The organism is Streptomyces sp. NPDC096048, from assembly GCF_044763415.1.
Classification (GTDB): Bacteria; Actinomycetota; Actinomycetes; order Streptomycetales; family Streptomycetaceae; genus Streptomyces.
The window spans coordinates 1-20,493 of the sequence record NZ_JBIWGG010000002.1 but is presented as its reverse complement, the minus strand read 5'-3'; the positions used below and the strand labels follow the sequence as shown (position 1 = coordinate 20,493).

Here is a 20,493-nt window from a genome sequence, read left to right as displayed (position 1 = left end):
TGGCCCGGGCCCCTCCGAGGGGCCCGGGCCATCGAACGTGCGGCTCGGCCGCTCAGACCGTCCGGAACGCGAGTACGACATTGTGGCCGCCGAAACCGAACGAGTCGTTCAGCGCGGCGATCCGGCCCTCGACGGGCAGCTTCCGGGCCTCGCCCCGGACGATGTCCGCGGCGGCCTCGGCCTGCGGGTCGAGGTTCTCGACGTTGATGGTCGGCGGCGCCACCCGGTGGTACAGGGCGAGCACCGTCGCGACGGACTCCACGCCGCCCGCGCCGCCGAGGAGGTGACCGGTCATCGACTTGGTGCCGGAGACCGCCATGTGGTCGACGTCGTCGCCGAGGACCTTGCGCAGCGCCTTCAGCTCGGCGATGTCACCGGCCGGCGTCGAGGTGGCGTGCGCGTTGACGTGCACGATCTCGGCCGGGTCCAGGTCGGTGTTGTCCAGCAGGTGCTGCAGGGCGTGCGAGATGCCGCGGCCCTCCGGCTCCGGCTGCACGATGTCGTGGCTGTCGGCGGAGATGCCCTGGCCGACCGCCTCCGCGTAGACGCGGGCACCGCGTGCCGCGGCGTGCTCGGCGGACTCCAGGACGAGGACGCCGGCGCCCTCACCGAGGACGAAGCCGTCGCGACCCGTGTCGAAGGGGCGGGAGGCGCCCTGCGGGTCGTCGTTGTTCTTGGACATCGCCATCATGTTGCCGAACGCGGCGATGGGCAGCGGGTGGATCGCCGCCTCCGTGCCACCCGCGACGACGACGTCGGCGCGGCCGGTGCGGATCATCTCGATGGCGTAGCCGATGGCCTCGGCGCCCGACGCGCAGGCGGAGACCGGCGTGTGCACGCCCGCCCGGGCGCCCACGGCCAGGCCCACGTTGGCCGAGGGGCCGTTCGGCATCAGCATGGGGACGGTGTGCGGGGAGACGCGGCGGACGCCTTTCTCCTTGAGCACGTCGTACTGGTCGAGCAGGGTCGTCACGCCGCCGATGCCGGAGGCGATGACCGCGCCGAGCCGGTCGGGGTCGACGCTGCCGCCCTCGGCCGCCTCGCCGGCCTTGCCGGTGAAGCCGGCGTCCTTCCAGGCCTCCTGCGCCGCGATCAGCGCGAACTGGGCCGAACGGTCCAGACGGCGGGCCTGGGGCCGCGGGATGACCTCGGAGGGGTCCACGGCGACCGGTGCGGCGATGCGGACCGCCTGGTCGGCGGCCCACTCCTGCTCCAGGGGCTTGACGCCGGACTTGCCGGCGACCAGGCCTTCCCAGGTAGAGGCTGCGTCGCCACCCAGCGGTGTGGTTGCGCCGATACCGGTGACGACCACGGTGCGATTGGTCGAGCTCACGGGAATTCTTTCTCCAACGGGATACGGATTCGTACGGCGCCACCGCCGGGTGGCGGGGCAGTCAGCCCAGAGGCGGTGATCGGGTGATCAGCCCTGGTGCTTGAGGATGTACTCGGTCGCGTCGCCGACCGTCTTGAGGTTCTTGACGTCCTCGTCCGGGATCTTGACGTCGAAGCGCTCTTCGGCGGCGACGACGACCTCGACCATGGACAGCGAGTCGACGTCCAGGTCGTCGGTGAAGGACTTGTCCAGCTGGACGTCCTCAACCGGGATGCCGGCGATCTCGTTCACGATCTCGGCGAGACCGGCGACGATCTCTTCCTGAGTGGCGGCCATGGTGGCGCTCCTTCGTTGTTTTCAGAGGGTGTGGCGGCCCGCCGCGTCAGCGGCAGGTGTTGCTGGTCTCCGTTCCGGACCGGTGATCCGGCACGGAGTGCCTAGGGGAGGGTAACGACCGTCGCGGCGTAGACGAGACCCGCCCCGAAGCCGATGACGAGCGCGGTGTCGCCGCTCTTGGCCTCGCCGGTCGCCAGGAGCCGCTCCATCGCGAGCGGAATCGAGGCGGCCGAGGTGTTGCCGGTGGTACGGATGTCACGGGCGACCATGACGTGCTCCGGCAGCTTCAGCGTCTTCACCATCGAGTCGATGATCCGCACGTTGGCCTGGTGCGGGATGAAGACGTCCAGGTCGTCCGGGCTGATTCCGGCCGCGTCCAGCGCCTGCTGCGCGACCTTCGCCATCTCGAACACGGCCCAGCGGAACACCGCCTGGCCCTCCTGCGTGATCGCAGGAAACTTGACGTTGCCCTCGCTGTCGAGGGGCAGTTCGGAGACGTCGCCGATCCGGAAGCGGTCCCAGGAGACCGTCTGCTTGATCGTCTCGGACTTGTCGCCCTCCGAACCCCAGACCGTCGGACCGATCGCCGGCTCCTGGGACGGGCCGACCACGACCGCGCCGGCGCCGTCGCCGAACAGGAAGGCGGTGGCCCGGTCCTCCAGGTCGGTCAGGTCCGAGAGCCGCTCCACCCCGATGACCAGGACATACTCCGCCGAACCCTCGACAATCATGCCCTTGGCCAGCGTCAGACCGTAGCCGAAGCCCGCGCAGCCCGCCGAGATGTCGAAGGCGGCGGCCTTGTCCGTGCCGAGCTTGTCGGCGATCTCGGTGGCGACGGCCGGGGTCTGGCTGAAGTGCGACACGGTCGAGACGACCACGGCACCGATCCGCGAGGCGTCGATACCGGCGTCCGCGATGGCCTTGCCCGAGGCCTCGATCGACATCGCGGCGACGGTCTCCTCGGGCGACGCCCAGTGCCGCGTCTCGATGCCGGAGCGCGAGCGGATCCACTCGTCGGACGAGTCGATCTTCTCGAGGATCACCTCGTTCGGCACGACCCGGGTCGGGCGGTAACCGCCGACGCCGAGGATGCGCGCGTACGGGGCGCCCTTGCTGGGCTTGATCTTCGACATGCTCTCGCGCTCCTTGTCAGGCCTGCTGGCCGTGCTCGGCGACGAGCTCGCGGGCCGCGTCGAGATCGGCGGGGGTCTTCAGGGCCAGCGTCTTCACGCCCGGCAGTGCCCGCTTGGCCAGCCCGGTCAGCGTGCCACCCGGGCACACCTCGATCAGTGCGGTGACGCCCAGCTCCTTGAACGTCTCCATGCACCGGTCCCAGCGGACCGGGTTGGCGACCTGGCCGACGAGGCGCTCCAGCACCTCGGCGCCGGTGGCGACGGCCCGCCCGTCCTTGTTGGAGACGTACGTCACCTTCGGGTCGGCCGGCGTGAGGGCCTTCGCGGCCTCGGCGAGCTTGTCCACCGCGGGCGCCATGTGGTGCGTGTGGAACGCGCCGGCCACCTTCAGCGGGACGACCTTGCGCACGCCCTCGGGCTTGTCGTCGTTCAGCGCGGCCAGCTGCTCCATGGTGCCGGCCGCCACGATCTGACCGGCGCCGTTCACGTTCGCCGGGGTCAGACCGAGCTTCTCCAGGTGCGCCACGCTCACCTCGGGGTCGCCGCCGAGCAGCGCCGACATGCCGGTCTCGGTGACCGCGGCGGCCTCGGCCATGGCCAGGCCCCGACGGCGTACGAGGGTCAGCGCGGCGGTGTCGTCGAGGACACCCGCGAACGCGGCGGCGGTGATCTCACCGACGCTGTGGCCCGCGACCGCACCCGGCGCGATGTCCGTCATGTCACCGAGTGCCGCCGCGGAGAGGATTCCGGCGGCGACCAGCAGCGGCTGGGCGACGGACGTGTCACGGATCTCGTCCGCGTCGGCCTTCGTGCCGAAGTGGGCGAGATCGAGTCCAATGGCGTCGGACCACGCGGCGACGCGGTCCGCGGCACCGGGAAGGGCGAGCCAGTCAGTCAGGAAGCCGGGCGTCTGGGCGCCCTGGCCGGGAGCGACGAGTACGAGCACTCTCACACTCTCTCTTGAGGACGGCCACGACCGCCCGTGGGGACAGGGACGAAGAACACGAGGGGGTTTTGTAGACCCCCGACAAAAGCTTAGAGTTGCTGATCTCCATCGGCCAGACGCCCCAGGATGAGCGCGATCCGCAGTGTGAACGCAGACCGTACATCAGAGGGTGACCATCCGGTGACGTCAGTCACACGTCGGAGCCGGTAGCGCACGGTGTTCGGGTGAACGAAGAGCATCCGGGCGGCGCCCTCGAGACTGCTCGCCTGTTCGAGATAGACGCTGAGCGTCTCCAGCAGCGCGGCCCCGGCCTCCTCCAGTGGTCTGTAGATCTCCTCCACCAACTGCACACGGGCCGACGGGTCGGAGGCGATCGCGCGCTCCGGCAGCAGATCGTCCGCGAGCACCGGGCGCGGCGCGTCCGGCCAGGCGGTGCACGCCTTGAGCCCGGCCGCGGCGGCCTGCGCGGACCGGGTCGCGGCCAGCAGGTCCGGCACCACCGGACCGGCCACCACGGCGCCCTGCGCGAACGGCCCGATCAGCGACTTCGCGACCGCCAGCGGATTGTCGCTGCCACCCGCGATCACCACCAGCCGGTCCCCGAGCACCCCGGTCAGCACTTGGAGCTTGGCGTGCCGGGCCGCGCGCCGGATGGCCTCCACGGTCAGCTCGGAGTCCCCGTCGGGAGCGGTGCCCAGCACCACGCACACGTGCTCCGGCGAGTTCCAGCCGAGCGCGGCGGCCCGCGAGAGGGCGCCCTCGTCGGCCTCCCCGCTGAGCACGGCGTTCACGACCAGCGACTCCAGCCGCGCGTCCCAGGCACCGCGTGCCTCGGCGGCCTGCGCGTACACCTGGGCGGTCGCGAAGGCGATCTCCCGGGCGTACACGAGCAGCGCCTCGCGGAGCACCGACTCGTCCCCGGGAGCGGCGACCTCGTCGATCGCGGACTCCATGACCTCGATCGTGGTCCGCACCATCTCGACGGTCTGCCGCAGCGTGATCGCCCGGGTCAGCTCGCGCGGCGCGGTGCCGAAGACGTCGGTGGAGATGGCCTGCGGGGCGTCCGGGCGCCGGAACCACTCGGTGAAGGCGGCGATGCCCGCCTGGGCCACCAGCCCGATCCAGGAGCGGTTCTCCGGTGGCATGGCCCGGTACCACGGCAGCGTCTCGTCCATCCGCGCGATGGCCTGCGCGGCGAGCGACCCGGAGGACTGCTCCAGCCGCTTCAGGGTCGCGGTGTGCGGGTGGACGGCGTGCGCCCCGGGCTCGGGCATGCTGGTTTCGGGTTCGGGCACGTGGACAAGACTGCCTTATCGGGACGGGTGAGCGTGTCGCCGGGTCTACGGTGGACGACGTGATGGACGTACGGCGCGCCGACGAGCGCTATCCCGGAGGCGACGCGGCGGCCGGCATCGAGTCGTGGCACGCCTTCTCCTTCGGACCCCACTACGACCCCGGCAACCTGCGCTTCGGGCCGCTGATCGCCTGCAACGAGGAGCGCCTCGCGCCCGGCGCCGGCTTCGACGAGCACCCGCACAGCCACACCGAGATCGTCACATGGGTGGCCGAGGGCGAACTGACCCACCGCGACACCGCGGGCCACGAGACGACCGTGCGGGCCGGGGACGTGCAACGCCTCAGCTCGGCGGGCGGCGTCCGCCACGTCGAGCGCAACGACGGCGCCGCGCCCCTGACCTTCGTCCAGATGTGGCTGGCCCCGCGCGACCCCGGCGGCGACCCCGCCTACGAGATCGTCCGCGGCATCGCCGACTCCACCCCGTACGCCGTCCCCGAGGCGGGCGCGATGCTCCACGTGCGCCGCCTCACGGCGGGGGAGCGGACCGCGGTGCCGGACGCGGCGTACGTCTACGTCCACGTCGTGCGCGGCGACGTACGCCTGGACGGCGAGGAGCTGGGCCCGGGCGACGCGGCCCGTGTCACGGACGCCGACGGTGTGGACGCGGTGGCGGTGACGCCGGCCGAGCTGCTGCTCTGGGAGATGTCCTAGCGGCTGGGAGGTGCCCTGGGGCCTGGGAGGTGCCCCGGTGCCTGCCGTGCGGATCATGCCGGCGTCGCGGGGCGTGGCACGCACCTCTGCGGCGTTGCCGTCGGTTGTGACTCTCGGCCGACCTGAACGGCAGGCCCTAGACCTCGGCGAGCACCGCGTCCGTGAAGGCCGGCCAGACCTCGGCCGCCCAGGGGCCGAACGCCCGGTCGGTGAGCGCCACGCAGGCGAGCCCGGCATCCGGGTCGATCCACAGGAACGTACCGGACTGACCGAAGTGCCCGAAGGTGCGCGGCGACGACGACGCGCCCGTCCAGTGCGGGGACTTGGAGTCGCGGATCTCGAAACCCAGCCCCCAGTCGTTGGGGTTCTGGTGCCCGTAGCCCGGCAGCACGCCCTTCGTGCCCGGGTACTGCACCGTCATCGCCGCGGCGACCGTGCGCGGGTCCAGCAGCCGCGGCGCCTGCACCTCGGCGGCGAACCGCAGCAGGTCCTCGACCGTGGACACCCCGTCCTTGGCCGGGGAGCCGTCGAGGGCGGTGGCCGTCATGCCCAGCGGCTCCAGTACGGCCTGTCGCGCGTACTCGGCGAACGGGATGTCCGCCGCCTTCGCGATGTGGTCGCCGAGCTGCTCGAAACCGGCGTTGGAGTACAGCCGGCGCTCCCCGGGCGGGGCGGTCACCCGGTGCTCGTCGAAGGCCAGGCCCGAGGTGTGCGCGAGCAGGTGACGCACGGTCGACCCGGCGGGACCGGCGGGCTCGTCCAGCTCGACGGCGCCCTCCTCGTACGCGACGAGTGCCGCGTACGCCGCGAGCGGCTTGGTGACCGAGGCGAGGGGAAACCGCTGCCCGACCGGGCCGCGGGTGCCCAGGATCGTGCCGTCGGCTCGTACGACACCCGCCGCGGCGGTGGGAACCGGCCAGTTCTCGATCAACGCGAGGCTCTTCAAGGACATGCCACCGAGCCTAAGGCTCACAGGTACAGCCTCATCGAGGGGGTCGTGTCGCGGGTGAAGCCGAGGGACTCGTAGAGGGGCTCGGCGTCGGGGGACGCGGTGAGCATGACGTGCCCCGCGCCCCGCTCATCCGGTACTCCGGCGTGCCCGCCGCCGGCGCCGCCAGCGCCTCCGCCCGCTCGGGGTGGTCGGCGTACGGGACTCATGCCGACACGCCGGTGACCGGTCGCGCCGCGCGTCCTGGTATTTCCCGCGGCGGTCCGCTCACCCTGCCCACGGTGGCCCGCTCGCCGTCGGCTTCTTACCGCGGCCGCTTGCTTGGAGTGCACTCCAAGGTCATAGCGTGGAGCGCATGACGGTGATGCAGACCACGGCCGAGACCCTCGGGCCGAACGCCACCAGAACAGACATCTGCTCCGCCCCGCCCCGGCGCCACCCGCGCCCCGACGGGCAGGACCACTACACCATCAGCGAGGTCGTCGCCTTCACCGGACTGACGGCCCACACGCTGCGCTGGTACGAGCGGATCGGCCTGATGTCCCACATCGACCGCTCGCACACCGGGCAGCGCCGCTACAGCAACCGCGACCTGGACTGGCTCGACTTCGTCGGCAAACTGCGCCTGACCGGCATGCCGGTCGCCGACATGGTCCGGTACGCGGAGCTGGTGCGTGAGGGCGAGAGCACGTACCCCGACCGGCGGGAACTGCTGGAGTCCACGCGCCGAGACGTGCTGACGCGGATGGCCGAGCTCCAGGACACCCTCGCCGTACTCGACCGGAAGATCAGCTTCTACGGGGACGCCGGACGCACCCGTGAAGAGGAGGGGACCCGATGACCGACGGCAGGATCCCGACGGTGCGGCTCGGCGACGACGGCCCGGAGGTGGGTGTCCAGGGCCTCGGCTGCATGGGCATGAGCTTCGGCTACGGCCCGTCGGACGCCGACGCCTCCCGGGCGGCCCTGGAACGGGCGCTGGAGCTGGGCGTCACGCTCTACGACACGGCCGACGCGTACGGCGCCGGCGAGAACGAGCGGTTCCTGTCGCCGTTCTTCAAGGCCCACCGCGACGAGGTCGTCATCGCGACCAAGTTCGCCCTGTCGATCCCGCCGGACGAGCCGACGAAGCGGATCATCCGCAACGACCCGCCGTACATCCGCCAGTCGGTCGAGGCGAGCCTGAGCCGCCTGGGCGTCGACGTGATCGACCTCTACTACATGCACCGGCGCGACGTGAGCGTGCCCATCGAGGAGACCGTCGCCGTCATGGCGGAGCTGGTCCGCGAGGGCAAGGTCAAGCACCTCGGGCTGAGCGAGGTGACGGGCGACGAGCTGAGGGCCGCACGGACGGTGCATCCGATCGCCGCCGTGCAGTCGGAGTGGTCGCTGTTCAGCCGGGACATCGAGGCGGGCGTGGTGCCGGCCGCCCGCGAACTCGGCGTGGCCCTCGTCCCGTACTCGCCCCTCGGCCGCGGCTTCCTCACCGGCTCCTTCGCCAACGCGGACCAGGACCTCACGGCCGGCGACTTCCGCCGCCAGCAGCCCCGCTTCACCGGCGACAACGCGGCGGCCAACGCGGCCCTCCTCGATCCGGTCCGCACGGTCGCCGAGGCCCACGGCGCCACCCTCGGCCAGATCGCCCTGGCCTGGGTCCAGCAGCGCGCCGGGGTGCACGGCCTGCCGGTCGTTCCGATCCCGGGCACTCGCAAGCCGGCCCGGGTGGAGGAGAACACGGCGGCGACGGGCCTCACCCTGACGCGGGACGAGCTGTCCCTGCTGGAGCCGATCGCGGAGAAGGTCGCCGGGGACCGCTACGCGGACATGACGTTCACCTCGGCCGGACGTGAGTAGTCACAGCTCCGCCAGCAGCTCCGCCTTCTTCGAGGAGAACTCCTCGTCCGTGACCAGCCCCGCCTGATGCAATTCCCCGAGGTGCCGGATCCGCTCGGCGATGTCCGCGGGGTCACGCCGGGGGGCCGGCACCGGAACCGGCACCGCGGGACCGCGGTCCCGCACCGCCGCCAGCACCGCCGCCGCGAACGGCAGTGACTCGTGCACCGGCCCGTACCCGAGCCCGAACACGACCGAAGAGGGGTCCTGGTCAGCCTGCGGAGCGACCGCCGAGGCATCCCGCGGCAGCAGCCGCAGGTACCCCTCGAACGCCTCGGGGGACCGCCACTCCACCCCGCCCAGGTCGGCGACCGGGAAGGTCTGGTCGCCGGCCTTCCACTTCGCCGACGACGCGCCCGTCCAGGACCACCGGAACGTCACCGACGTCCCGTCGAAGGACGCCTTGCCGTCGTACGCCTTGAAGTGCAGGGGTGCCTCGGGCGCCGGGACCAGGTACCGCTCGGTCTTGCCGGACTCGCTCAGCAGGCCCCGCAGCTCTTCGGCGTAGTACTCCGCGAGCGTCTCCCGCTCGGCGGGCAGCACCAGCCGGTACGGGTCGCTGCCCTCCTTCAGCTGTCCGGCCGCCGCCTCCATCAGCGGATCGGCGCCCGGGCGCGGCTCGACGCGCAGCACGACCGTGCCCCGCCTGCCGGGCGTGAGCGTCACCCCGGCGATCGCCTCCAGGGGGACACGGCGTTCCCCCAGCGCCTGGAACAGCTTGGGTGTTCGAATCCCCCGTTCGTAGCGGATGAGCACGGAGTCGGACTCGAACTCCCAGGCGGCATGAAATCCGGCCAGTACGTCACCCATGCGGCTCATCGTATGCGGCACGAGCTCCTCCGTCCCCTCCCCGTGCAAACCGGAGTTTCTGCGCCTCTACGCGCGTCCGGCCGTCGCTGCTGCGGACAAACCCGCCCGGCATGTGTCGTTCTGTGCGGCGCAGTCCAGCGTGCGGTATGCGCCAACGCCGATCTGCGCGAAGTTCCGCAGGCTCTCCGTGCCCGGCACGAAGTAGCCGCTGTGCCCCTGGGCGCCCCGCGCGGACAGCACCCGTGCCCCGAACGCCGCGGACACCGGATCGGCTCCGTGCCCGAGGCCGCCGACCTCCAGGTACGGCACGTCCTGGATCCAGTCGTCGGCGTCCCGCATCGACCACACCCGGGCGGAGGTGTGCAGCTGGGTGGCCTTCTCGACGCGCATGCCGGGGCTGCCGGCCACCGCTATGTCGGTCACCCGGCCGGGCAGCGTGTCGGCGGCGAGGCCGCACACCACCGAGCCGTAGCTGTGGCAGAACAGCGAGACGGGGGAGCGGCCGGGCAGCGCCCGCAGCAGCGCGTTCAGCCGGACGGCCCCCTGCTCGGCCCGGGTCGCCGTCGCGGCCTCCATGCCGAGGCCGCTGGGGGAGGTGTAGTCGGCCCAGGCGATCACGGCCGTACGCGTGTCCGGGCTCGCCGCGCGCTCGGCCGTGTACAGCGCCTCGGCCATGCCGACGGGCGCCGAGTACTTGCGGTCGGTGCGCTGGAAGGTGAGCAGCTCGGTGTCCACGCCGGGCACGACGACGGACACGCGCTCGGCGCGGTTCAGGTTCCCGAACACCTCGGCGACCTTGCCCGAGCCCGCCGGATCGAAGGCGAGGATGTGGCGGTCGGGGTTCAGCAGCGAGTCGTAGCCGTGCGCGCGCCGGCCCGCCTCGCGCTGCCCGGACAGGGACAGCCGCTTGTCGTGCATGCGCAGTCGCTCCACGGCCCGTGCCTTGCGGAGCGCCGCGCGGTTGGCGAGGTACCGCAGCTCGACGGGGGCGCCGTTCATGTTGCCGACGGCGAGGGGGTAGCGGCGGGCCAGGCTCGCGCGCTGCCACTGGGTGAGCGAGGCGAAGAAACGGGCCAGCCGGGCGGGGGCCGCCTGCGCGTCGGGCAGCCGGCGTCCGTCGATCCGGCCGTGCTCCCAGGCCGTGACCGACGCTTCGAGGGCCGTGGGTCCCCGCTGGTTGCGCAGGGCGGTCCAGCCGGTGGTCGCCAGCATCACGAACACCACGGCCAGGGCGAGCAGTGCGCGCCAGACGTTCAGCTGCGGGGAGGTGTCGAAGGAAGTCACTGGGAGGACACACTAGGAGAACGGGACGGTCTCGCGTGAATCCAGTGACACGGATCACGTTTCGGTCGGGTGTTACGGGGTTGGATCCGCCCGTCCGGACTGTTCGGCGCCTCGGGAGCCGGAGCCGGAGCCGGGGTCGGAGCCGGAGCCGGAGCCGGGGTCGCTCCGCCAGTTCCCGGTGAGCGCGGGTTCCACCTGGTCGAGGTAGGAGGAGGTCAGGTCGCGCAGCGCCGCGAGACTGGCGTCGTCCCGCGCCGACCAGATCCGTTCGGTCACCCGCATCACCGATCCGAAGACGGCCACGACCACGCGCGGCCGCGGGTCCGCGTCCACGTCCAGTCCCTCGCGGTCGGCGATGACGCGCGCGATCTCCTCCTCCAGCTCCGTCGCGCGCCGCAGATGGGCGGCGAGCAGCGCGGGCGTCGACTCGATCACCCGGTAGAAACGCATGTGCAGTTCGAGCGGGACCAGCTGCTCGACGGCCTCACCGATGGTGCACCAGCTCGCCATGAGGGCCTGGCGCATCGCGTCCAGCGGTGCCTCGCCGGGCGGTCGGCCGCGTACGGCCTCGACGAAGTGCGACTCCGCGAGCCGCGACACGAAGAAGGCCGCCTCCTCCTTGCTCGCGAAATAGCGGAAGAAGGTGCGCTGCGAGACATCGGCCGCCTCGGCGATGTCGTCGACGGTCGTCTCCTCGTAGCCACGCTCGGTGAACAGTTCGAGGGCGGAACGCAGCAGCGTGTCCCGGGTGCGCTGTTTCTTGCGTTCGCGCAGCCCCGATGGGATGACTGGGTCCGCCATGTTCAAAAGACTCGCTCCTCGGGTCCGCGCCGACGTGTTGCCTCGCCGTTCGTTTCCGCAGTTCAGGCTAGCGGGAGATGTCGTGTCAGTTACCGACTAGTGAAATGGTTTGTCAACTGTCAGTGGCTGTCATTAATCTCGAATGTATGACTAGTCAGACCACCATCGACAAGACGGGAGCGGGGGGCGAGGGAGCGTCGTCCGGCCCGTCGGGCCCTCCGCCGGCCGGCGGACTGCGCGGCCACCCCTGGCTCACCCTCATCACCGTCGCTGTAGGGGTCATGATGGTGGCCCTCGACGGCACCATCGTGGCCATCGCCAACCCGGCGATCCAGGTCGACCTGAAGGCCAGCTTCGCGGACGTCCAGTGGATCACCAACGCCTACTTCCTCGCCCTCGCGGTCTCCCTGATCACCGCGGGCAAGCTCGGTGACCGTTTCGGGCACCGGCAGACCTTCCTCATCGGAGTGGTCGGCTTCGCCGCCGCCTCCGGTGCCATCGGCCTGTCCGACACCATTCCGCTGGTCGTCACCTTCCGTGTGCTCCAGGGCGTGTTCGGCGCCCTGCTGATGCCGGCCGCGCTCGGCCTGCTGCGGGCCACCTTCCCGGCCGAGAAGCTCAACATGGCCATCGGTATCTGGGGCATGGTCATCGGCGCCTCCACCGCGGGCGGCCCGATCCTCGGCGGCGTGCTGGTCGAGCACGTCAACTGGCAGTCCGTGTTCTTCATCAACGTGCCGGTGGGCATCCTCGCCGTCGTCCTCGGCGTCGTGATCCTGCTCGACCACCGCGCGGAGAACGCACCGCGCTCTTTCGACGTCCTGGGCATCGCGCTGCTCTCCGCGGCGATGTTCTGCCTGGTCTGGGCGCTCATCAAGGCCCCCGAGTGGGGCTGGGGAGACGGCAGGACGTGGCTGTTCCTCGTCGTGTCCGTCGCGGGCTTCGGGCTGTTCGCCTTCTGGGAGACGAAGGTCAAGGAGCCGCTGATCCCGCTGGCGCTGTTCCGTTCCGTCCCGCTGTCGGCGGGTGTCGTCCTCATGGTCATGATGGCGATCGCCTTCATGGGCGGCCTGTTCTTCGTGACGTTCTACCTCCAGAACGTGCACGGCATGAGCCCGATCGACGCGGGCCTGCACCTGCTGCCGCTCACCGGCATGATGATCGTCGGCTCGCCGCTCGCCGGCGCGATGATCACCAAGGTCGGCCCGCGCATCCCGCTGGCCGGCGGCATGGCCTGCACCGCGCTCGCCATGTACGGCATGTCCACGCTGGAGACGGACACCGGCAGCGGCATCATGTCGCTCTGGTTCGCCCTGCTGGGCCTGGGCCTCGCGCCCGTCATGGTCGGTGCCACCGAGGTCATCGTCGGCAACGCGCCGATGGAGCTGTCCGGCGTGGCCGGCGGCCTCCAGCAGGCGGCGATGCAGATCGGCGGCAGCCTCGGTACGGCCGTGCTGGGCGCCGTGATGGCCTCCAAGGTCGACAGCGACCTGGCGGGCAACTGGGCGGACGCCGGCCTTCCGAAGCTGTCGCCGGAACAACTGGACCAGGCCTCCGAAGCGGTCCAGGTGGGTGTGGCGCCGGTGGCCGAGGGCATGCCGGAGCAGATGGCGGCGAAGGTCACGGAGGTCGCGCACGACACCTTCATCTCCGGCATGAGCCTGGCCTCGCTCGTCGCCGCCGGTGTCGCGGCCGTCGCCGTGCTGGTCGCCTTCCTCACCAAGCGCGGTGAGAACGCGGAGGCCGGCGCGGGCGTGGGCCACATCTGACGGAACGCCGGGCGCCGCCGGCCCGCTCCGTCCCCCTTCCGGCCCTGTTCGCCTATCCGGGTGACAGGGCCGGAGAACCCTCCCCTCCGACGGGTCTCGCAGGTCACAGTGGGTCAAGTCCTCCGCAGGGCACGGGGGCGAGGAGCTGCGGCGCGCTGCTGGAGGGGGGCAGCGCGCAGGCAGCGCGTTCGCGGCAGGCATAAGGCGCCGCACCGGGGTACCCGAACTCTACGAGGAGTTCAGGGAGTTGACGATGGCGAGCTTCGGACAAGGATCGCGCGGGCACCCCCGCTCACGTGGCCGGACGTGGTCACGGACCGGGCCGGACCGCGCGACGCTCGCGGTCGTCGGAGTCGTCTGCGCGGTCGCCGGGTTCTTCGTGCTGGGGATCATCCTCGGCCCCGTCGCCGTAGTCTGCGGCTGGCTCGCGATGGGCCGAAGCTGGGCGGGTTCCCGCCCGGCGCCGGCCGTGGTCGCTCTGGTCCTGGGCATCATCGACACGGTCCTGGCGTTCGTCCGGCTCGCCGGGGCGGCGTCGCCGGGCTACGGCATGTTCTGACCCGGCACGGCCAGCGGCTCCCGACGCCGGTGGCTCGCCGGTTCCGCGTCGGCGGGGCCACCGGATACGGCGTCGTCCGTGGACGAGTCCGGCACCGCGCCGCCGGGCCTCCGCAACTCGGCCACCTCCGCCCGCAGCGCGCGGACCTCCTCCGTGAGCGCCTGAAGCGCCTCGGTCCGCCGCCGCCCCTCCACGTCGTCCCGCTCGAACCTGGCGATGAACCACGCCGCGATGTTCGCGGTCACCACACCGAGCAGTGCGATCCCGGACAGCATCAGGCCGACGGCCAGCACCCTTCCCATCGCCGTGGTCGGCGCCAGGTCCCCGTACCCCACGGTGGTCATCGTCGTGAACGACCACCACATGGCGTCACCCAGGGTCCGGATGTTCCCGTCCGGCGCGCTCCGCTCCACCGAGAGCACCGCCAGCGACCCGAAGATCAGCAGCCCGACCACCGAGCCGGCGACATAGGTCGTCAGCCGGATCTGCGAGGCCATCCGCGCCCGCCGTCCCACCAGGAGCAGCGTCGAGACCAGTCGCAGCAGCCTGAGGGGCTGCAGCAGCGGCAGCAGCACCGCGCAGAGGTCCAGCCAGTGGGTGCGGACGAACCTCATGCGGTGCGGGGCGAGGCGTAGCCGCACCAGGTAGTCGACCGTGAAGGCCCCCCACACCACCCACTCGGCCACCAGGCACGTCCGCACCACGGCCGGGCTCACCGAGCTGTCGACGATCGGTGTCGCGTAGGCGACGGCGAACAGCAGGGCCAGCACCAGCAGCGGCCGCTGAGTGTGCCGCTCCCAGCGTTTCCGCGCCGTTTGCCGCCCTGCGTCCGCTTCGGTGCTCATCCCCGCATCGTAGATCCCCCGTCCGGGCGGCCGGGAGGCGACGCCGCCGCCCGCCGCCGCCGCCCGCCGCCGCGGGCCGCCGCGGTCGCGCTACCGGTAGCGCGACCGCGGCGGCACTACTAGGCGTCGCCGCCCGCGACCCCCGGATCCGCCGCCGCCACATCGAGCAGCCGGTACCGGTCGATCGCCTGCTTCAGCACCGAACGGTCGACCTTGCCCTCACGCGCCAGCTCGCTCAGCACCCCCACCACGATCGACTCCGCGTCGATGTGGAAGAAGCGCCGCGCCGCACCGCGGGTGTCCGCGAAACCGAACCCGTCCGCGCCCAGCGACTGGTACGTCCCCGGCACCCAGCGCGCGATCTGGTCCGGAACCGACCGCATCCAGTCGGACACGGCCACGAACGGCCCCTGTGCGCCGGCCAGCTTCCGCGTCACGTACGGCACCTGCTGCTCCTCCTCGGGATGCAGCAGGTTGTGCTCCTCGCACGCCACCGCGTCGCGCCGCAGCTCGTTCCAGGAGGTCGCCGACCAGACGTCGGCGCGCACGTTCCACTCCTCGGCGAGGATCCGCTGCGCCTCGACGGCCCACGGCACCGCGACCCCGGACGCCATGATCTGCGCCGGGATCGAGCCGCCCGTGCCCTCGCTGAAGCGGTGGATGCCCTTGAGGATGCCCTCGACGTCCACGTTCTCGGGCTCGGCCGGGTGGCGGATGGGCTCGTTGTAGACGGTGAGGTAGTAGAAGACGTCCTCGCCGTGCGGGTGCTGCTCGTCCGCGCCGTACATCCGGCGCAGGCCGTCCTTGACGATGTGCGCGATCTCGAAGCCGAAGGCCGGGTCGTACGCGACGCACGCCGGGTTCGTCGAGGCCAGCAACTGCGAGTGGCCGTCGGCGTGCTGGAGGCCCTCACCGGTCAGAGTCGTACGGCCCGCGGTCGCGCCCAGCACGAAACCGCGCGACAACTGGTCGCCCATCTGCCAGAACTGGTCGCCGGTGCGCTGGAAACCGAACATCGAGTAGAAGACGTAGACCGGGATGAGCGGCTCGCCGTGCGTGGCGTACGCCGAGCCGGCCGCGATCAGCGAGGCCGTGCAGCCGGCCTCCGAGATGCCGTCGTGCAGCATCTGCCCGGTCGGCGCCTCCTTGTAGGCGAGCAGCAGGTCCCGGTCCACGGACTCGTACTGCTGCCCGAGCGGGTTGTAGATCTTCGCACTCGGGAAGAAGGAGTCCATGCCGAACGTGCGGTACTCGTCCGGTGCGATCAGCACGAACCGTTTGCCGATCTCCTTGTCCCGCATGAGGTCTTTGAGGAGCCGCACGAAGGCCATCGTCGTCGCGATGGACTGCTGGCCCGACCCCTTCTTCACGGTCGCGTACGTCTTGTCGTCCGGCAGTGCGAGCGGCTTCGACCGTACGACGCGGGTCGGGACGTAGCCGCCGAGGCCGAGCCGGCGGTCGTGCATGTACTGCATCTCCTCCGTGTCCCGGCCGGGGTGGTAGTACGGCGGCGGGCCGGACTCCAGCTCCTTGTCGGAGATCGGCAGGTGCAGCCGGTCGCGGAAGCGCTTGAGGTCGTCGACCGTCAGCTTCTTCATCTGGTGCGTGGCGTTGCGGCCCTCGAAGTTCGGGCCCAGCGTCCAGCCCTTGATCGTCTTCGCCAGGATGACCGTCGGCTGGCCCTTGTGCTCCAGGGCCGCCTTGTACGCGGCGTAGATCTTCCGGTGATCGTGACCGCCGCGCCCCAGGTGCAGGATCTGGTCGTCGGTCATGTTCTCGACCATCGCGCGCAGCCGGTGGTCGTCGCCGAAGAAGTGGTCGCGGATGTAGGCGCCGGACTCGGTGGCGTACGTCTGGAACTGCCCGTCCGGTGTGGTGTTCATCCGGTTGACCAGCACACCGTCGCGGTCCTGCGCGAGCAGCGGGTCCCAGGTGCGGTCCCACACCAGCTTGATGACGTTCCAGCCGGCGCCGCGGAAGACCGACTCCAGCTCCTGGATGATCTTCCCGTTGCCGCGCACCGGGCCGTCGAGGCGCTGGAGGTTGCAGTTGACCACGAAGGTCAGGTTGTCCAGACCCTCGCGGGCGGCGATGGAGAGCTGGCCCAGCGACTCCGGCTCGTCCATCTCGCCGTCGCCGAGATAGGCCCACACGTGCGACTTCGACGTGTCCGCGATCCCGCGCGCGTGCATGTAGCGGTTCATCCGCGCCTGGTAGATCGCGCCGATCGGCCCGAGGCCCATCGAGACCGTCGGGAACTCCCAGAAGTCCGGCATCGACCGCGGGTGCGGGTACGACGAGAGGGCGTTGGGCGCCGCGGACTTCTCCTGCCGGAAGCCGTCCAGGTGCTGCTCGCTCAGCCGGTCCAGCAGGTACGCGCGCGCGTAGATGCCCGGCGAGGCGTGGCCCTGGAAGAAGACCTGGTCACCGCCGTCGCCCTCGTCCTTGCCCCGGAAGAAGTGGTTGAAGCCCACGTCGTACAGGGAGGCCGAGGAGGCGAAGGTGGCGATGTGGCCGCCGACGCCGATACCCGGCCGCTGGGCGCGCGAGACCATCACCGCGGCGTTCCAGCGGGTGGCGTTGAGGATCTTGCGCTCGATCTCCTCGTTGCCGGGGAAGAACGGCTCGCTCTTGGTCGGGATGGTGTTGACGTAGTCCGTGCTGCGCATCTCGGGCACGGCCACGCGCTTCTCGCGGGCCCGCTCGATCAGCCGCAGCATCAGATAGCGGGCCCGCTCCCGGCCGCGCTCGTCGACGGCGGCGTCGAGGGAGTCGAGCCACTCCTGGGTTTCCTCGGGGTCGAAGTCAGGAACCTGACTCGGGAGGCCGCCAATGATGATCGGATTGCGATCACTGCGATCGGATGCGGAAGCCACGCTGTTCCTTCGCTGTCAGAGGGCCACTTTGCCGGGTCTCTACGCCGATTCCCCGCCGATTCCCCATCGTGTACCTCGCGGAGGCAAACGTCATCTGTACCGTGGGGTAACCGGTTCCCCCATGGGAGTCGGGGGCACGTTCATTCGAGTCTCGTACCCACACATGGTTCCCAAATGCGCAAACGGGGCAGATAGGTGTGGTGTACGTCACCTTCGGTCTGGAAGGCATGGCTGGAGTTGCGGCGACACGGCCGGGATCGTCACCGTTTCGGCGGTCCCAGTCGCCGGGTACTTGCGCGATCCGTCCCGCCCGTGTGGACTACGGCCAATGCTTCGCGCACGCGCGTGGCTGAGATATTCACCAAGACATGATCAGGAGGCAACCCGTGAGCGCGACCGCGGACCACGCGGAGGAGCGGACGAACCCTGCCGTCAGGCTGGGGTTCCAGCCCGGGCAGGTGGTCCAGGAGATCGGCTACGACGACGACGTCGACCAGGAGCTCCGCGAGGCCATTGAGGGCGCCGTCGAGGGCGAGCTGGTGGACGAGGACTACGAGGACGTGGCCGATGCCGTCGTGCTGTGGTTCCGCGACGACGACGGCGACCTGACGGATGCGCTGGTGGATGCCACCACGTACATCGAAGAGGGCGGGGCGATCCTGCTCCTCACGCCGAAGACCGGCCGTTCGGGGTACGTCGAGGCCAGCGACATTTCGGAAGCCGCGACGACCGCCGGACTGACGGCGGCCAAGAGCGTCAGCGTCGGAAAGGACTGGAGCGGCAGCCGACTGGCTACGCCCAAGGCCGCCAAGTCCAAGCGGTAGCCGGCCAGGCTCCGCACCACACCCGGACCCGTACGGGCCGACCGCCGTCGGCCCGTCCGCGGACCCGCGATGACCCCTGCGTAGGGTGGTTCCAGCGAACCACCCTACGAAGGGACGAACAGGACATGGCGCTCCAGGTCGGCGACAAGGCCCCCGACTTCGAACTCAAGGACAACCACGGCGCGACCGTCCGGCTGTCCGACTTCCGCGGCCGGAAGAACGTCGTGCTGCTCTTCTACCCGTTCGCCTTCACCGGTGTCTGCACCGGTGAGCTGTGCGAGGTGCGCGACAACCTGCCGCAGTTCTCCGACCGCGACACCCAGGTGCTCGCCGTGTCCAACGACTCCATCCACACCCTGCGCGTGTTCGCCGAGCAGGAGGGCCTGGAGTACCCGCTGCTGTCCGACTTCTGGCCGCACGGCAACGTCTCGCGCGCGTACGGCGTCTTCGACGAGGACAAGGGCTGCGCCGTCCGGGGCACCTTCATCATCGACCAGGAGGGTGTCGTCCGCTGGACCGTCGTCAACGGCCTGCCGGACGCCCGTGACCTGGCCGAGTACGTGAAGGCGCTCGACAACCTGTGATCGAGACGTGATCGACACCGTGTGATTTGTCGGTTCCAGGGCCTGCGAGGGGCGGGAACCCGTCACTAGGATCGAATCGTTGATCCGATATCCACGCACTACGGGGCTCCCCGCCCCCTGGACACCAATGGAGGACTCGTGGGAGTCAGCCTCAGCAAGGGCGGCAACGTATCGCTGACCAAGGAGGCCCCGGGCCTGACCGCGGTCATCGTCGGTCTGGGGTGGGACATCCGCACCACGACCGGCACCGACTTCGACCTCGACGCCAGCGCGCTGCTGCTGAACAGCGGCGGCAAGGTCGCCAGCGACGCGCACTTCATCTTCTTCAACAACCTCAAGAGCCCGGACGGGTCGGTCGAGCACACCGGCGACAACCTCACCGGTGAGGGCGAGGGCGACGACGAGCAGATCAAGATCGACCTCGCCACCGTCCCCGCCGACGTCGAGAAGATCACCTTCCCGGTCTCGATCTACGACGCCGAGAACCGCCAGCAGTCCTTCGGCCAGGTGCGCAACGCGTTCATCCGCGTCGTCAACCAGGCCGGCGGCGCCGAGATCGCCCGCTACGACCTGAGCGAGGACGCGTCCACGGAGACCGCCATGGTCTTCGGCGAGCTGTACCGGCACGGTGCGGAGTGGAAGTTCCGCGCCATCGGCCAGGGCTACGCCTCCGGCCTGCGCGGCATCGCGCAGGACTTCGGCGTGAACGTCTGAGTCACCGCTACGTCCGAGGCCACCGCCTCGACCGTCCGGCGCCGCACGGTTTACGTGCGGCGCCGGACGCGCAGGAAACCCGAGAACCATCACCCGGGGAGGGATCACCATGGGCGTCACGCTTGCCAAGGGAGGCAACGTCTCCCTGTCCAAGGCCGCACCGAACCTCACACAGGTACTGGTCGGACTGGGCTGGGACGCGCGTTCCACCACCGGAGCACCTTTCGACCTGGACGCCAGCGCACTGGTGTGCAGCAGCGGCCGGGTGCTCGGCGACGAGTGGTTCGTCTTCTACAACCAGCTCAAGAGCCCGGACGGGTCGGTCGAGCACACCGGCGACAACCTCACCGGTGAGGGTGACGGCGACGACGAGTCGGTGCTGGTCGACCTCGCCGGGGTGCCGGCCCACTGCGACAAGATCGTCTTTCCGGTGTCGATCCACATGGCCGATGAGCGCGGCCAGACCTTCGGCCAGGTCAGCAACGCGTTCATCCGCGTCGTCAACCAGGCCGACGGCCAGGAACTCGCCCGCTACGACCTGAGCGAGGACGCCTCCACGGAGACCGCGATGATCTTCGGTGAGCTCTACCGCTACCAGGGCGAATGGAAGTTCCGAGCGGTGGGGCAGGGGTACGCGTCGGGGCTGCGCGGCATCGCCCTAGACTTCGGAGTCAACGTTTCGTAAAGCCGCGTACGGCGCGGGGGAGCCCCGTACAAACACGATTGGGTAGCCAGTGGTTCTGAAAACCTTCGGGTGGTCGTTCGCGGTCACCGCGCTCGGCCTGGTGGCCGCGGTCTTCTACGGGGGGTGGGCCGCCTTCGGCATCGT

General features: G+C 70.6%; 20 protein-coding genes and 1 pseudogene. 9 read left to right on the top strand and 12 right to left on the bottom strand.

Annotated elements, in window-relative coordinates:
• Positions 1–52: 52 nt before the first annotated feature.
• The 5 genes from ACIQ6R_RS04645 to fasR form a co-directional block, all read right to left on the bottom strand.
• Entirely contained in the window at positions 53–1,333 is a 1,281-nt protein-coding gene (locus ACIQ6R_RS04645) for a beta-ketoacyl-[acyl-carrier-protein] synthase family protein (RefSeq protein WP_404174984.1), read from the bottom strand.
• 87 nt (positions 1,334–1,420) lie between these two features.
• A complete protein-coding gene (locus ACIQ6R_RS04640; protein WP_073951948.1) occupies positions 1,421–1,669 on the bottom strand; it encodes an acyl carrier protein in 249 nt (82 codons plus the stop codon).
• A 101-nt stretch (positions 1,670–1,770) separates the two neighbouring features.
• Complete coding sequence (locus tag ACIQ6R_RS04635; RefSeq protein WP_376671283.1) at positions 1,771–2,802, bottom strand: ketoacyl-ACP synthase III; 1,032 nt, start codon at positions 2,800–2,802, stop codon at positions 1,771–1,773.
• Between the two features lie 16 nt (positions 2,803–2,818).
• The gene (locus ACIQ6R_RS04630) at positions 2,819–3,748 is read right to left on the bottom strand and encodes an ACP S-malonyltransferase (protein ID WP_345625999.1); all 930 of its coding nucleotides are present in this window, start codon (positions 3,746–3,748) and stop codon (positions 2,819–2,821) included.
• Between the two features lie 89 nt (positions 3,749–3,837).
• The gene (fasR, locus tag ACIQ6R_RS04625; protein WP_404174980.1) at positions 3,838–5,043 is read right to left on the bottom strand and encodes a fatty acid biosynthesis transcriptional regulator FasR; all 1,206 of its coding nucleotides are present in this window, start codon (positions 5,041–5,043) and stop codon (positions 3,838–3,840) included.
• 62 nt (positions 5,044–5,105) lie between these two features.
• On the opposite strand from fasR, the gene ACIQ6R_RS04620 reads away from it, so the two are divergent.
• Positions 5,106–5,756, top strand: coding sequence for a pirin family protein (locus tag ACIQ6R_RS04620; RefSeq protein WP_404175229.1), 651 nt, complete (start codon positions 5,106–5,108; stop codon positions 5,754–5,756).
• Between the two features lie 136 nt (positions 5,757–5,892).
• On the opposite strand, the gene ACIQ6R_RS04615 is transcribed toward ACIQ6R_RS04620, so the two are convergent.
• Positions 5,893–6,708, bottom strand: coding sequence for a serine hydrolase domain-containing protein (locus tag ACIQ6R_RS04615; RefSeq protein ID WP_404174977.1), 816 nt, complete (start codon positions 6,706–6,708; stop codon positions 5,893–5,895).
• A gap of 17 nt (positions 6,709–6,725) precedes the next feature.
• A pseudogene (locus tag ACIQ6R_RS04610) lies at positions 6,726–6,836 on the bottom strand (GNAT family N-acetyltransferase); the annotation flags it as partial.
• 224 nt (positions 6,837–7,060) lie between these two features.
• On the opposite strand from ACIQ6R_RS04610, the gene ACIQ6R_RS04605 reads away from it, so the two are divergent.
• Positions 7,061–7,546 carry a MerR family transcriptional regulator gene (locus tag ACIQ6R_RS04605; protein WP_404218703.1) on the top strand — a complete coding sequence of 162 codons (486 nt, stop codon included), beginning with the start codon at positions 7,061–7,063 and terminating at the stop codon, positions 7,544–7,546.
• Entirely contained in the window at positions 7,543–8,559 is a 1,017-nt protein-coding gene (locus tag ACIQ6R_RS04600; RefSeq protein WP_404218701.1) for an aldo/keto reductase, read from the top strand. The genes ACIQ6R_RS04605 and ACIQ6R_RS04600 overlap by 4 nt, the downstream gene beginning before the upstream one ends.
• Here ACIQ6R_RS04600 and ACIQ6R_RS04595 read toward each other — a convergent pair whose 3' ends face one another.
• The 3 genes from ACIQ6R_RS04595 to ACIQ6R_RS04585 all read right to left on the bottom strand — a co-directional run bounded on the left by ACIQ6R_RS04595 (position 8,560) and on the right by ACIQ6R_RS04585 (position 11,493).
• The gene (locus tag ACIQ6R_RS04595) at positions 8,560–9,408 is read right to left on the bottom strand and encodes a DUF4429 domain-containing protein (protein ID WP_404174968.1); all 849 of its coding nucleotides are present in this window, start codon (positions 9,406–9,408) and stop codon (positions 8,560–8,562) included.
• A 66-nt stretch (positions 9,409–9,474) separates the two neighbouring features.
• Entirely contained in the window at positions 9,475–10,692 is a 1,218-nt protein-coding gene (locus ACIQ6R_RS04590; RefSeq protein WP_404218699.1) for an alpha/beta hydrolase family protein, read from the bottom strand.
• A gap of 72 nt (positions 10,693–10,764) precedes the next feature.
• Complete coding sequence (locus ACIQ6R_RS04585) at positions 10,765–11,493, bottom strand: TetR family transcriptional regulator (RefSeq protein ID WP_404218697.1); 729 nt, start codon at positions 11,491–11,493, stop codon at positions 10,765–10,767.
• Between the two features lie 146 nt (positions 11,494–11,639).
• Here ACIQ6R_RS04585 and ACIQ6R_RS04580 point away from each other — a divergent pair, with 146 nt between their 5' ends.
• Positions 11,640–13,262: an MFS transporter gene (locus tag ACIQ6R_RS04580; protein ID WP_404218695.1), complete on the top strand. Its 1,623-nt coding sequence runs from the start codon at positions 11,640–11,642 to the stop codon at positions 13,260–13,262.
• Positions 13,263–13,515: 253 nt separating this feature from the next.
• Entirely contained in the window at positions 13,516–13,821 is a 306-nt protein-coding gene (locus ACIQ6R_RS04575; protein ID WP_404218693.1) for a small hydrophobic protein, read from the top strand.
• Here ACIQ6R_RS04575 and ACIQ6R_RS04570 read toward each other — a convergent pair.
• Positions 13,806–14,666: a potassium channel family protein gene (locus ACIQ6R_RS04570; RefSeq protein WP_404218691.1), complete on the bottom strand. Its 861-nt coding sequence runs from the start codon at positions 14,664–14,666 to the stop codon at positions 13,806–13,808. The two genes, ACIQ6R_RS04575 and ACIQ6R_RS04570, sit on opposite strands and share 16 nt — an antisense overlap.
• A 119-nt stretch (positions 14,667–14,785) precedes the next feature.
• Positions 14,786–17,542 (bottom strand): pyruvate dehydrogenase (acetyl-transferring), homodimeric type, encoded by a 2,757-nt coding sequence (gene aceE, locus ACIQ6R_RS04565; protein ID WP_404218688.1) that lies wholly within the window; start codon positions 17,540–17,542, stop codon positions 14,786–14,788.
• Between the two features lie 386 nt (positions 17,543–17,928).
• Between aceE and ACIQ6R_RS04560 the strand changes: the two genes are divergently transcribed.
• From ACIQ6R_RS04560 to ACIQ6R_RS04545, 4 genes are all read left to right on the top strand, one after another.
• Complete coding sequence (locus ACIQ6R_RS04560) at positions 17,929–18,366, top strand: DUF3052 domain-containing protein (RefSeq protein WP_279563571.1); 438 nt, start codon at positions 17,929–17,931, stop codon at positions 18,364–18,366.
• Positions 18,367–18,491: 125 nt separating this feature from the next.
• The gene (locus tag ACIQ6R_RS04555; protein ID WP_404174947.1) at positions 18,492–18,950 is read left to right on the top strand and encodes a peroxiredoxin; all 459 of its coding nucleotides are present in this window, start codon (positions 18,492–18,494) and stop codon (positions 18,948–18,950) included.
• A gap of 138 nt (positions 18,951–19,088) precedes the next feature.
• Entirely contained in the window at positions 19,089–19,664 is a 576-nt protein-coding gene (locus ACIQ6R_RS04550; RefSeq protein WP_053130137.1) for a calcium homeostasis/redox stress adaptation protein, read from the top strand.
• Between the two features lie 109 nt (positions 19,665–19,773).
• Positions 19,774–20,349, top strand: a complete 576-nt coding sequence (locus ACIQ6R_RS04545; protein WP_404174943.1) for a TerD family protein — start codon at positions 19,774–19,776, stop codon at positions 20,347–20,349.
• Positions 20,350–20,493 lie beyond the last annotated feature (144 nt).